Annotated in this window: 10 protein-coding genes and 1 tRNA gene; 8 read left to right on the top strand and 3 right to left on the bottom strand. The window is 35.4% G+C overall.

Features of this window, described 5'->3' with window-relative positions; genetic code table 11:
- The first annotated feature begins 140 nt into the window (after positions 1-140).
- From BUC21_RS12565 to galB, 3 genes are all read left to right on the top strand, one after another.
- On the top strand, positions 141-845 hold the full coding sequence (locus tag BUC21_RS12565; RefSeq protein ID WP_073402950.1) for an SIMPL domain-containing protein: 705 nt from the start codon (positions 141-143) through the stop codon (positions 843-845).
- Between the two features lie 325 nt (positions 846-1,170).
- Complete coding sequence (locus BUC21_RS12560) at positions 1,171-3,672, top strand: sodium-translocating pyrophosphatase (protein WP_083547707.1); 2,502 nt, start codon at positions 1,171-1,173, stop codon at positions 3,670-3,672.
- 356 nt (positions 3,673-4,028) lie between these two features.
- A complete protein-coding gene (gene galB, locus BUC21_RS12555; protein WP_073402948.1) occupies positions 4,029-6,524 on the top strand; it encodes a beta-galactosidase GalB in 2,496 nt (831 codons plus the stop codon).
- Positions 6,525-6,570: 46 nt separating this feature from the next.
- On the opposite strand, the gene BUC21_RS12550 is transcribed toward galB, so the two are convergent.
- Entirely contained in the window at positions 6,571-7,164 is a 594-nt protein-coding gene (locus tag BUC21_RS12550) for a DUF4468 domain-containing protein (RefSeq protein ID WP_073402946.1), read from the bottom strand.
- A gap of 97 nt (positions 7,165-7,261) precedes the next feature.
- Here BUC21_RS12550 and BUC21_RS12545 point away from each other — a divergent pair, with 97 nt between their 5' ends.
- Positions 7,262-7,447, top strand: coding sequence for a hypothetical protein (locus BUC21_RS12545; RefSeq protein WP_073402945.1), 186 nt, complete (start codon positions 7,262-7,264; stop codon positions 7,445-7,447).
- Between the two features lie 459 nt (positions 7,448-7,906).
- Positions 7,907-9,541, top strand: a complete 1,635-nt coding sequence (locus BUC21_RS12540; RefSeq protein WP_073402943.1) for a leucine-rich repeat domain-containing protein — start codon at positions 7,907-7,909, stop codon at positions 9,539-9,541.
- Positions 9,542-9,554: 13 nt separating this feature from the next.
- Here the strand turns inward: BUC21_RS12540 and BUC21_RS12535 are convergent.
- Positions 9,555-9,628 (bottom strand) — tRNA-Ala (locus BUC21_RS12535).
- Between the two features lie 71 nt (positions 9,629-9,699).
- Here BUC21_RS12535 and BUC21_RS12530 point away from each other — a divergent pair.
- From BUC21_RS12530 to pulA, 3 genes are read left to right on the top strand one after another with little or no spacing between them, the layout of a single operon-like run.
- The gene (locus BUC21_RS12530) at positions 9,700-10,005 is read left to right on the top strand and encodes a DUF4286 family protein (RefSeq protein ID WP_073402941.1); all 306 of its coding nucleotides are present in this window, start codon (positions 9,700-9,702) and stop codon (positions 10,003-10,005) included.
- The gene (ruvC, locus tag BUC21_RS12525; RefSeq protein ID WP_073402939.1) at positions 10,002-10,568 is read left to right on the top strand and encodes a crossover junction endodeoxyribonuclease RuvC; all 567 of its coding nucleotides are present in this window, start codon (positions 10,002-10,004) and stop codon (positions 10,566-10,568) included. Before BUC21_RS12530 ends, ruvC begins: the two co-directional genes overlap by 4 nt.
- Positions 10,569-10,598: 30 nt before the next feature.
- Positions 10,599-12,593, top strand: a complete 1,995-nt coding sequence (gene pulA, locus BUC21_RS12520) for a type I pullulanase (RefSeq protein WP_073402937.1) — start codon at positions 10,599-10,601, stop codon at positions 12,591-12,593.
- Positions 12,594-12,990: 397 nt separating this feature from the next.
- On the opposite strand, the gene BUC21_RS12515 is transcribed toward pulA, so the two are convergent.
- Positions 12,991-13,461 (bottom strand): fibronectin type III-like domain-contianing protein (locus BUC21_RS12515; RefSeq protein ID WP_175550521.1); only part of this gene is annotated, 471 nt, incomplete at its 5' end.

Genomic DNA, 13,461 nt, shown 5'->3' with positions numbered 1-13,461 from the left:
AATTAGTATGTTTAGTTATATGCAAATATAATTAAATAAATTATTCATGTATCTTAATCTTAATGTTTCTTTATTTGGAAATATCATTTCAATTCATTACGTTTGACAAAATATTAGATCTAACTAAAAAGATGTAAATTATGAAAAATTGGATGAAAGAAGCTGCTATTGTGGCACTTGGACTATTTTTATTGGGCATTTGTATTAGAGCTGGTATAAATGATTTTAAAGATAAGGATCGGGTCGTTTCGGTTAAAGGTTTAGCTGAAATGGAAGCTCCGGCTAATAAAGTTACATGGCCATTGATGTTTAAAGATTTGGGGGATGATCTTCCTACCCTTTACAATAATATTAAAGCTAAGAATAATACTATTGTGAACTTTCTTAAATTAAAAGGTATTACAGAAAAGGAAATTAGCATTTCAGCTCCTGAAATCATAGATATGCAAGCAGAACGATATACTGGTAATAACACTTCTCCATATCGTTACAATATAACATCCGTTATTACTGTCACTTCTGAAAAAGTGGATAAAGTAAGAAGCTTGATGGCTGAGCAGAGCGAATTACTGAAACAAGGTATCGCTCTTACAGGAGGAGACTATCGGTATAATGTGACTTATGATTTTACTAAACTGAATGAAATTAAACCTCAGATGATAGAGAACGCAACTAAAAATGCACGAATAGCAGCTGAAAAATTTGCCAAGGATTCTGATAGTAAACTGGGAAAAATCAAGACTGCTAATCAAGGACAATTCTCTATTGTAGATCGTGATGCAAACACTCCTTATATTAAAAGTGTTCGTGTAGTAACAACTGTGGATTATTATTTGCAGGATTAGTATGTAGTATACTTATTTCTTTTGATAATATTCTTGTTACTTACAGACTATCAGATTTGTAACTGTAATATTTCTATTTATAGAAAGGCTTTTTATGATAGTTAGTTTTCCTGATATATAAAACTGTAACCGGTTTGGATTTTAATTCCTGACCGGTTTTTTATTTATGCTTTTATGTCGTTAAACATAGATTCGATATATAAACAAATATTTACTAATGTAGGCAAAAATTAAATTTAATTAAAATGTTATCTTTAAATTAAAAAATATGTATATTAGGCTGTTTTTTTGAAACACGAATCTTAAATCTTAAACAATGAATGCCATGAATAAACTCATGAAATTTTTCTTTTTAACGTTTTCGTTATTTGGACTTTGTTTGAATATGCAGGCGAGTGAAGCTGATTTAGCTATACCTGATCTGCATCAAGGTACTTACCACATTTTTGGTGGAACTGTCTCCTCTTGGGATTTTCTTTTCTATGGAGCTTTAATTATTGTCGGAACGTTGGGATTCAGCTTGATCTTGTTCCATCAGATTAAAAAGTTAAAGGCTCATGATTCTATGCTAAAAGTAGCTGCTACAATTTATGCAACATGCCGAACTTATTTGTTGCAGCAAGGTAGATTTCTTTTGATGCTTTTTGCTATTGTTGCTGCTATTCTATGTATATATTTCTTTGGATTATTGGGGAAACCACTTGAAGTGGTTCTGGAGGTTCTGCTATTCTCTATTGTTGGTATGGGCGGATCTTACTGTGTGGCATGGTATGGTATACGTGTAAATACCTTTGCAAACGCGCGTACTGCTTTCGCTTCTTTACGTGGAAAACCACTGGATGTGGTGAATATTCCTTTGAAAGCCGGTATGAGTGTGGGTTTATTCCTTATTTCTCTGGAATTAGTGATGATGGTGATTATCTTGTTGTTTGTACCACGAGACAGAGTCGGTATTTGTTTCCTTGGATTTGCCATTGGTGAATCTTTAGGTGCAAGTGCTTTGCGTATTGCCGGTGGTATTTTTACCAAGATTGCAGATATTGGTTCGGATTTGATGAAAGTTATATTTAAAGTTAAAGAAGATGATCCTCGTAATCCAGGTGTTATTGCCGATTGTACTGGTGATAATGCAGGTGATAGTGTAGGTCCTACTGCCGATGGCTTTGAAACTTATGGTGTAACTGGTGTAGCTTTAATCACATTTATAACATTGGCTATAAATGATCCTACAATACAAGCTAAGTTGATAGTATGGATTTTTGGTATGCGTTTTTTGATGGACTTCCTTTCCGGATGTTCTTTTTTTATCAACCAGGCTATTTCTAAAAAACTATATGCAAATAAAAAGGATTTCAACTTTGAGAACCCGCTTATGCGATTAATTTGGATCGCTGCAATTCTTTGTATTTCGGTTAGTTTCTTTATGAGTCATTTGCTGCTAGGTGATCTGCCTAATACAACTCTTTGGTGGAAATTGGCTATCATAATCAGTTGTGGAACATTGGCTGCTGTGTTGATTCCTGAATTTACTAAGTTATTTACCAGTTCAAAATCAAACCATGTGCAGGAAATAGTAACAGCTTCACGCGAAGGTGGCTCATCCTTAAATATACTTGAAGGTATTGTTACTGGTTATTTGAGTGCTTTCTGGACAGGTTTGCTAATTGTTGGTTTAATGACAATTGCATATTTTACTTCAGAGCAAGGATTGGTTGAAATTCTAGGTCCTCATGCTTCTATCTTTGCATTTGGATTGGTTGCTTTTGGTTTCTTATGTATGGGTCCTGTTACTATTGCGGTTGATAGTTATGGTCCGGTAACTGATAATGCACAATCTGTATTTGAACTTTCACAAATAGAACAAATTCCAGGAATTAGTGAATCAATTGAGAAAGAATTTAATTTTAAACCAGATTTTGAAGTAGGAAAGCATTTCCTTGAAGCAAATGATTCGGCTGGTAATACATTTAAGGCTACTGCTAAACCAGTACTGATCGGTACAGCTGTAGTAGGGGCTACAACAATGATTTTCTCCATTATTTTGTTATTGGAAAAGGTGGGAATGTTAAAGCTTTCTCTTACTGATGCACCTGTTATTCTAGGATTTATTTGTGGTGGTGCAGTTGTTTTCTGGTTCAGTGGAGCTTCTATGCAAGCTGTAACAACTGGTGCATATCGTGCGGTTGAGTTTATCAAGAAGAATTTTGATATGAGCAAGAAGGAGGCGGATATTGAAGATTCTAAATCGGTTGTGAAGATTTGTACTCAATATGCCCAGAAAGGTATGTGGAACATATTCATTGCACTGATTTCTCTCACATTATCTTTTGCATTTATGGATCCTAATTTCTTTGTAGCTTATCTGGTATCTATTGCTGTATTTGGTTTGTTCCAGGCAATCTTTATGGCAAATGCCGGAGGTAGCTGGGATAATGCTAAGAAGGTAGTTGAGGTTGATTTAAAAGCAAAGAATACTCCGCTTCATGAAGCTGCTGTTGTTGGCGATACTGTAGGCGATCCGTTTAAGGACACATCATCTGTTTCGTTAAATCCAATTATTAAGTTCTCTACTTTATTTGGACTTCTGGCTACAGAAATTTGTATTGAGATGAAAATGAATCCTGCTATGGACTACTCTATGTATATAGCTGTTCCGTTCCTGATTTTAAGTCTTGTTTTTGTATGGCGTTCATTCTACGGAATGAGAATCCCTGTGGAAAGTGTTGATACTGCTGATGATAGTGTTACAGATGAATCTTCTGTTGATGAGGCTATAGCTGACGATTCTGTAGTTGTGGCTCCATGTAGAGAGGAAGTAAAACCATAAAACATTATTTATAATTTGAAGGCTCTTTGTTTTTCTGAACAAGGAGCCTTTTTTGTTGATATATGTCTTGAAATAGAATTAACCTTATTAAATTATTAAAAAAGACATCTCTGAATTGAACGTTTTTATCACTTGTTTTTATATCTAAATTGGTCGGATGAAAAGTGAAATTTTATATTTGTGTGGATGTCTTTTTAAAAATATATTATACTTTAATTAAATAAAGGAAATATATTTTTTAATATAGTCTTATTTTGTATTTTATATGTTTATTCTGGTATTGGGTAATCTTAACTTTTAGTATTCCTTTTTATTTCTTATTTTTGCTTCAAATTATAAAATTAAAACGAAGACTTATGAAAAAACTCTTGTTTCTATTGTCGGTATGGTGTTGTTCTCTTTGTTTAATTTCAGCGCAAACCCGAACCGAATTCTTATTGGAGAAAGGTTGGAAGTTTGCAAGAACAGACAATCCCGAATCGTATCTCACCGGTTTTAATGATAGCAAATGGCAATCTGTAGTTGTACCACATGACTGGGCAATTTACGGTCCGTTTAGTTCTAAGAACGATATGCAAAAAGTTGCTATTACACAAGATGGCCAGAAAGCAGCAATGGAACATGCGGGACGTACCGGTGGACTTCCTTTTGTTGGTGTTGGTTGGTACAGAATAAACTTTAAAGTGCCCGAATTCAACAATGGTAAAAAGGCTGCAATCCTTTTTGATGGAGCAATGAGTCATGCTCGTGTTTATTTGAATGGAAAGGAAGTTGGATATTGGCCATACGGATATAATTCTTTTAAATTTGATATTACTCCTTATTTAATTGAAGGTGGAGAAAATCTGCTGGCTGTTCGTTTGGAAAACCTCACAGAGTCTTCACGCTGGTATCCCGGAGCTGGGTTATATAGAAACGTTCATGTCATTGTTACAGAAGATGCACATATTCCTGTTTGGGGAACTCAATTGACTACTCCTAAGATTACTTCTGAATTTGCAAAAGTGAATTTAAAGACTAAGGTAGTGCGTCCCGTTGATTCTAAAGTTGATAACTTTCGTCTGGTTACTGAAATAAAGGATGCTAATAATAGAGTTGTAGCAACAGGTGAAGAAAAGCTCTCAAAATATGATGGTGACGTTTTTGAACAGAACTTAATTGTAAATCAACCAAAGTTATGGGATACTGAAAATCCATATCTTTACAAGGCTGTCTCTAAACTCTATGATGGATCTTCTTTGAAAGACGAATATACTACAACATTTGGTATTCGTTCTATTGAAATTATTCCAGGTAAAGGTTTCTTTCTGAATGGGAAGCTTACTAAATTCAAAGGTGTTTGTTTGCACCATGATTTAGGTCCTTTGGGCGCAGCAATAAATGAAGCTGCACTTCGTCGCCAGATTACAATATTAAAAGATATGGGTTGTAATGCAATTCGTACTTCCCATAACATGCCTTCTCCTGAGCAGATTAAGGTTTGTGACGAGATGGGTATGATGGTTATGGCCGAATCTTTCGATGAATGGAAGATTGCTAAATGTCAGAATGGCTATAATCATCTGTTTGATGAGTGGGCTGAAAAGGATTTGGTCAATCTGATACATAATTTCCGTAACAATCCTAGTATAGTAATGTGGAGTATTGGTAATGAGGTTCCTGAACAAGGTTCTAAGGGTGGAGTTAAGGTGGCTCGTTTCTTGCAGGATATTTGTCATCGCGAAGATCCTACCCGTCCTGTTACTCAAGGAATGGATAATCCGGGAGCTGTTGTTAATAATAACTTTGCGGCAATTATGGATGTTGCCGGATTTAATTATCGCCCGTTTAAATACAAAGAAAGCTACGATAAGCTTCCGCAGGAGCTTATTTTAGGTAGTGAAACTGCTTCAACAGTAAGTTCTCGTGGTACTTATAAATTCCCGGTTGAGCGTAAAGCTATGGCAGTATATGATGATCATCAGTCTTCTTCATACGATGTGGAATATTGTAGCTGGTCAAATCTTCCGGAAGATGATTTTATTCAGCATGATGATTTACCTTACTGCATGGGTGAATTTGTATGGACCGGTTTTGATTATCTAGGGGAGCCGACTCCGTATTATACAAACTGGCCAAGTCATAGTTCATTGTTTGGAATTGTAGATCTTGCCAGTCTTCCAAAAGACAGATATTATCTGTATCGTAGTCATTGGAATCCTACTAAGGAGACTTTGCATATTCTTCCTCACTGGAATTGGGCAGGTCGTGAAGGAGAGGTTACTCCAATATTTGTATATACCAATTATCCTTCTGCAGAGTTATTTATTAACGGTAAAAGTCAGGGTAAACGAACAAAAGATATGTCGGTTACTGTTGATAACAGTGGTGATGATGCTTCTATGAAGGAACTGAAACGTCAGAAACGTTATCGTCTGATGTGGATGGATACTAAATATGAATCGGGAACTGTAAAGGTTGTAGCTTATGATAAAGATGGTAAAGCTGTAGCTGAAAAAGAAATTCATACAGCAGGTAAACCTCATCATATTGAGTTGGTAGCCGATAGAACTTCATTAATAGCTAATGGAAAAGACTTGGCTTATGTTACAGTTAAAGTGGTTGATAAAGATGGAAATCTTTGTCCGAATGTCAATCAATTGGTAAAAATTAAGGTGAAAGGTGCCGGAACTTATCGTGCCGGTGCGAATGGCGATCCTATATCTATGGATTTGTTCCATTTACCTCAGATGACTTTGTTTAATGGAATGCTTACTGCAATTGTTCAAACAACAGATAAAGCTGGTGAGATTATTCTTGAAGCAACATCAAAAGATTTAAAGAATGGAAAAGTAATTCTGAATAGTAAATAAGCAGATTTAATATACGAATTAAAAAGAGACAGCCGGAATGAAAATCTTATTCCGGCTGTTTGCTTTTTATTTGCACATTTTCTTTTAGCATATATTCGCGCACAGATTTAATTTTGCTCGTCAGATAGTTATAAATGAATAAAATAGAATTGTATTTTGCTTTTAATGAACCGGCAGATAATTTCATCTTCTCGTAATATTCTTTTTTAAGCAAGTCGGACAGCATAATTGTGAAGTCTCCTTCACTTTCAGAAATATCGTAAATACTTAATTTGTAAGCATTATCCATACATTCAATTTTTATTGTAAAACGATATATGTATGTATTCAGCACTGTTGAAAATGTTTTTTGTATTCTGTCAATGCGAATAAACTTTCCTTTATATATTATTATATTATTTACGTCATCATAAAGAGGTATAGTTGTTGATGGCGCATTTTTAAAGCTATAATCAGTAGCCTGAATAGCTTTTATATAAATAACTCCTTTACTTGAGTTTTTAATTGAATCGATTATACAGAAATTTACATCTCCTGATTTATTAACCGGAAATTTATCAATCAGGTAGAATAGGTCTTGTTTTGTTTGTGCAAAAACCATAACCGGCAAGAATAATACAAGAAGTAATAACTTTCTCATCACTGATATCATTTTATATTCTTCCTTTATTTAAATGATTCTGTTACTTATACTATTTTTATATGTAACAATCTACTTTAATGAATAGTTTTATGAATTGTCGATAAAAAAACTAACCCAAAAAGGAGATCGGAAAGAAGTTACTTTGTTGGTTGCTGCAACGGAATTGATGCATTGGAGTGAGGAGAACCATTCTTTTGTTCTTACGAAAGGAAAAGTTGTATTGGAGGTTGGTGCCTCTTCAGTTGATATACGTCTTAAATCGATTGTTGAAATTCAATAAAAAATGCTCTAATAGCTTGATTTATAATTTAGTAAATAAAATAATTAATTTTTGTAACTTATTTTATTTGAGTTTAAATGTGTGTATTTGAAAGATTGTTATATTGATTTATAAATTACATATTATTAAGTTTAATGTTGATTAATCATATTTTTTATTGGATTATTGTATAAATAGAAATTGATATAATTATTTATAGACTACTTTTATCTATTAAGCTGTTTGTTCTCTACTTTATATATGTTTGCTTTTAATATTCAGTATATCAATTGTATATATTCGGGTTTTATAGTGGATTATTCCTGAAAATAGGTTGTATTTAAAATTTCACTCTAGTTATATTGGTAAATTTGTCTATCTTTTTTAAGTTAAAGGATTAAGAATATTTCTTTTATCCAATTAAATAAATTAGTTTTGCAAATTATTTGATTTCAGAAAGGAAATATTGAATATAATAAGATGATTAATTTTAAATACTTATTTGCTGTTTTAGTACAAATAACTTTTGTGTTACCACTTGGTGCACAAGTAAATAAAACAGTTTATATAGCTACTTCGGGGAAATTGAGTAGTCTACTTACTCCTCAAGAATTAAAAACTATAACTAATTTAACTTTGGTTGGTAAAATAGACCAAAGAGACTTTGAAACAATGAGAGATAGCATGCCTGCGCTTGCAAACATTGATCTTGAGGCTACCACTGTTATTTCTAATAGTCTAGATTATAATGCAAATGTTATTCCTGGATATGCTTTTAGTAGTAATGATGGAAACTTTAGAGGGAAAACTTCCCTTAAATCAATAAAATTACCATTCACAATAACTTCAATTGAATTTAGTGCTTTTTCAGGATGTACGTCATTAACCAAAGTAACGTTCCCTTTTACTCTAAAGAATATTGGTAATTATGCTTTTGATGGTTGCGTTAATTTAACTGATGTGGCTTTTCCTGATGCGCTTACAAGCATAGGTGATTGTGCTTTTTATGGTTGCTCTAGTCTGACTAGTATAACTCTTCCTAAATCTCTGTCTATGTTAGGTGATGATACGTTTTATGGCTGTAGTGCTTCAACCTGTAAAATAAAGGCTACTACTCCTCCGATTATGCATTCTGGTTCTTTGGATAAAAGAGTGGTTGCAATATATGTTCCGGATGGAGCGGGAGACCTTTATCAGTCGGCTTTTTACTGGAATAGAAAAGCCATTGTTGAAGGTGATGGGAATGCGCTTCGTTTAAATATTGATAAAGCCGGAACACTGGCTTCAGAAATATTTGCTGCTGGCGTTGTTCTTAATAAGGTGAATTCCCTTATTCTGGAAGGAAAGCTGGATAAGAATGATTTTCATGTGATAAAATCTCATATGCCCAATTTGATTTCTATTAATTTAAGTGCGGCTAAGATGCTGACTATACCAGATTCTCTTTTTATTAATAAAAAGTTGTTGAATATTGATCTTCCATTGTCATTGGTTTCAATAGGAAATTGTGCCTTTAAAAATTGCAGAGGTTTGAAACAACTTAATTTCCCATCTACGCTAACTACCATCGGTAAAGAAGCATTTGCCGATTGTACATGTCTTACCAGGATTACTCTTCCGGCTAAAGTTGCAAAAATAAACCCTTCTGCTTTTAAAAATTGCAGCAGCATATCCGAAATTAAAAATTTCAACTCAGTTCCTCAGATGATTTTGGATGATGTTTGGGAAGGTGTAGATAGAAAAAGTTGCAGACTAATTGTGCCCGAGAATTCATCTACAGTTTATATGACAAATAAAGTGTGGGGCAAATTTTCGGATGTAATAGAACAAAGAATTGAGAGCGAGTATGTTTTAACAATCAAGAAGAATCCAGGGGGAGTTGTACTCTGTGAAAACAATACTCTGTTGAGTGGACAAGCAATAACAGTGCCTGCCGGTGAAGAGCTTACTTTTAATATCTCTCCCAAAAAAGGTTATCATATTGGAAAAGTTATTTTTAATGAGAAAGATGTTACCGGATTGTTGCAAAATGGCAACTTTAAAACAACTTCAGTTAATAGCTCAGCCACTTTATCTGTTCTCTTTGTGAAGGATCTGGATTTACAGTTGTTGTAACATCCTTTTCTTGTGGAGCATATCGGACTCGAACCGATCACCTCGACACTGCCAGTGTCGCACTCTAGCCAGATGAGCTAATACCCCAATAATTACGGTGTGAATATAGATATTTATTTCGAATTATAAACTATCTTTGCCAAAAAGAATATTAGAATATGCTGGTTTATAATACAACTTACAATATTGACGAAGAAGTTTTAAGTAACTTTCTTATCTGGATAAACGAGGTTTATGTTCCTGAAACCGAAAATAATGGAATTTTAAAGAATCATAGGTTACTGCGAGTGCTGAGTCATAGAGACGAGACAACTGAATGCTTTTCTATTCAATGGGAAGTGGAAAGTAGTGCTCTGCTGCACCGTTGGCATACGGAAATAGGAATCAGGCTGAATGGAGAACTAACAAAAATGTTCGGAAATAAAGTCGTTGGATTCCCTACATTACTGGAGGTAATGGAATGATTAAACCGGTAAAGGAAAAGATTATTCTGGGAATCGACCCAGGTACCAATCTGATGGGATATGGCGTGCTGAAAATTGTTGGCACAAAACCGGAGATGATTGCCATGGGAATAGTCGATTTGCGGAAATATAAAAATCATTATCTTAAACTGGGTCATATCTATGAACGTGTAATTGGAATTATTGATGCTTATCTGCCCGATGAGTTGGCTATCGAAGCACCTTTCTTTGGAAAAAACGTGCAGTCTATGCTTAAACTTGGGCGTGCACAAGGTGTTGCTATGGCAGCTGCTCTTGGAAGGGATATCCCGATAACCGAATATGCTCCGCTTAAAATTAAGATGGCAATAACCGGTAACGGTAAGGCAAGCAAAGAGCAGGTAGCTGATATGCTGCAAAGAATGCTCAGAATTTCCAATGATAATATGCTTCCTTACATGGATGCTACGGATGGACTGGCTGCAGCTTATTGTCATTTTCTACAATCCGGCCGTCCTCAGCTGGATAATGCTTATCATGGCTGGAAGGATTTTATTAGTAAGAATCCCGACAGAGTAAAATAAAGAGTGAGATATTTATAAAAAACAACCATTATGAAGTTAAAATCAATTGTCCTGATGGGATTAGCTATTTTTGCAATGAGTTGTACACCGGAGAAGAGAGCCTATAAATCGTTTGATGAATATCCGGTTCCTTCGGCACCTATTAATGAGATGGTTTACACGCCTTCTCAGACAACCTTTACGCTTTGGTCACCAACGGCCGAGCAGGTGGAATTAATGTTATTTGATTCGGGCGACGAGGGCTCGGCTTATCAGTCGGTTACGCTCGAACCTAAGGAAGATGGTCTTTGGAGTGCTTCTGTAAACCAGAACCTTAAAGGTAAGTTCTATGCATTTAATGTGAAGATCAAAGAAAAATGGCTGGGAGAAACTCCAGGTATTATGGCAAAAGCTGTGGGACTGAACGGTAAACGAGCAGCTGTTATAGATTTGGCGGATACCAATCCACAAGGATGGTCGTCCGATCAACGTCCGCCTTTAAAGAGTGACGCCGATATTATTCTGTACGAGATGCATCATCGTGATTTTTCGGTGGATACTACTTCGGGCATAAAGAATCGGGGGAAATTCCTGGCATTGACTGAGAAAGGTACAAAGAATACTGCTGGTGATGCAACCGGAATAGATCATTTAAAAGAGCTTGGTGTTACCCATGTGCACCTTATGCCATCGTTTGATTTTGCATCAATCGATGAATCAAATTTGAAAGCTAATAAATATAATTGGGGATACGATCCGTTAAACTATAATGTACCCGAGGGTTCTTATTCAACAAACCCCAAAGAACCTGCAGTACGTATTGTTGAATTTAAAAAAATGGTACAAAGTCTGCACAAAGCCGGCATTCGTGTGGTGATGGACGTGGTTTATAATCACACTTCCAGTATTCAAGGCAGCAATTTCGAACTGACTGCTCCCGGCTATTTCTATCGCATGAAGAAGAATGGTAAGTGGGCAAACGGTTCAGGATGTGGTAATGAAACGGCTTCCGAAAGAGGAATGATGCGTAAGTTCATGATTGAATCGGTTGTTTATTGGGCAACGGAATACCATGTTGACGGTTTCCGGTTCGATTTGATGGGAATTCACGATATTGAAACCATGAATCAGATACGTGCAGCTCTGGATAAAGTCGACCCTAGCATCTATATTTATGGTGAAGGATGGGCTGCCGAACAACCTCAGTTACCAAAAGAAAAACTGGCAATGAAGGAAAACATTACTAAGATGCCGCGTATTGCAGCCTTTAGTGATGAACTTCGTGACGGTCTTCGCGGACCTTTCAATGATGACAAGAAAGGTGGTTTTATGACAGGTATTTCTCGCAAAGAAATGAGTGTGAAGTTCGGTTTGGTAGGAGCCATCAAGCATCCGCAGATACTGAACGATTCTGTTAATTACAGTAAAGCTCCATGGGCTTTGCAACCCACTCAGATGATTAGCTATGTAAGCTGTCACGACGATATGTGTTTGGTAGACCGTATAAAATCGTCTATGCCAGATGCTTCGCCTGCAGTTATTGCCGCAATTGATAAATTAGCTGTTACGGCTGTCTTTACTTCCCAAGGTGTACCGTTTATATATGCCGGTGAAGAAATTATGAGGGATAAGAAAATGGTACATAACAGCTTTGAAAGCCCCGATGCTGTAAATGCAATAAACTGGAATAATAAGACGCTTTATAAGGATGTTTTTGATTATTATAAAGGACTTATTGCCATGCGCAAAGCACATCCAGCCTTCCACATGGGAAATGCTGACTTAGTCCGTAAAAACATGGAGTTCCTTCCGGTTGCCGGAAGCAATCTTATTGTTTTCCGCTTAAAGGGATATAGTAACGGTGATAGCTGGGATGATATTTATGTGGCATTGAATGGAGACAGAGCTCCCCGTAAGTTTGCAGTTGACCCAGGTAAATACACCGTTGTATGCAAGAATGGAATAATTAATCAATATGGCTTAGGAACAATGTATGGCGGAGAAGTGTATGTTCCCGGTCTTTCGGCATTGATATTCCATAAATAGATTTTATTTAGAATAATTATTGCAATATTAAATAGAAATAGGAGACTGCGAAAACAGTCTCCTATTTTTTATTCCATTTATGGAAGTAGTATATGCTACAAAAAGGTTTAAGTAATATATGGCTTAATTTAAACAAGCGGCTCAGATTACAATATTTAAATAGAGTACAGCTAAATATAATAAGTAGTACAGTTTAATTATATAAGCTGTACACCTTTTATAATTTAGCTGTACGTAAAATAAATAAATTAACCTGAATAAAAATCTTAGTACCCTTGAAAAAACATCTAATAACCCTTGATTCTTTTATTATATAAACTTGTACCACTAGTTTATTGCTATTTTACTTTTCTCTGCAATTCTAAGCAGCTTTATAGCTTGCTTTCATTAATAATCATTACTTCAATTCAAAAGAAACTTTTGATCGGATATCTGTATAAGAAGCTCCTACAAGGGCTTCAAACACTCCTGGTTCGGCTATCCATGAATGCTTAGCATCATCAAAGAAGCTTAGCTCTTCTTTAGAGATAGTAAATGAAACCTTTTGCTCTTCGCCTGCATTTAGCTGAATCTTCTTAAAGCCTTTCAACTCTTTTACCGGACGAGGAAGAGAGGATTTTAAATCACTAATGTATAGTTGAACAACTTCCGAACCGGAACGTTTACCTGTGTTTTTAACTTTTATACTAACGGTAAGCTGCTCATCTGCAGATATTTTTGATTTGTCTATTTCTGCTTTTCCATAAGCAAAGGTTGTATAACTCAGTCCATGGCCAAAGCTGAACAATGGTTTGGCTTTCTGCTTATCAGCCCAACGGTATCCCACAAAAATATCTTCTTTATAGGTCTCTTCCTTACCATCGCCCGG

It is taken from the genome of Bacteroides luti (assembly GCF_900128905.1).
Lineage (GTDB): Bacteria > Bacteroidota > Bacteroidia > Bacteroidales > Bacteroidaceae > Bacteroides > Bacteroides luti.
The sequence above is the reverse complement of the archived record's forward strand: the minus strand, read 5'-3'. Positions and strand labels throughout refer to the sequence as shown.

Bases quoted from the DNA above. Each gene is read 5' to 3' on its own strand.
- BUC21_RS12540 (WP_073402943.1), top strand. From the start codon at position 7,907: ATGATTAATTTTAAATACTTATTTGCTGTTTTAGTACAAATAACTTTT.
- BUC21_RS12565 (WP_073402950.1), top strand. From the start codon at position 141: ATGAAAAATTGGATGAAAGAAGCTGCTATTGTGGCACTTGGACTATTT.
- ruvC (WP_073402939.1), top strand. From the start codon at position 10,002: ATGATTAAACCGGTAAAGGAAAAGATTATTCTGGGAATCGACCCAGGT.
- BUC21_RS12530 (WP_073402941.1), top strand. From the start codon at position 9,700: ATGCTGGTTTATAATACAACTTACAATATTGACGAAGAAGTTTTAAGT.
- galB (WP_073402948.1), top strand. From the start codon at position 4,029: ATGAAAAAACTCTTGTTTCTATTGTCGGTATGGTGTTGTTCTCTTTGT.
- pulA (WP_073402937.1), top strand. From the start codon at position 10,599: ATGAAGTTAAAATCAATTGTCCTGATGGGATTAGCTATTTTTGCAATG.
- BUC21_RS12550 (WP_073402946.1), bottom strand. From the start codon at position 7,164: ATGAGAAAGTTATTACTTCTTGTATTATTCTTGCCGGTTATGGTTTTT.
- BUC21_RS12560 (WP_083547707.1), top strand. From the start codon at position 1,171: ATGAATAAACTCATGAAATTTTTCTTTTTAACGTTTTCGTTATTTGGA.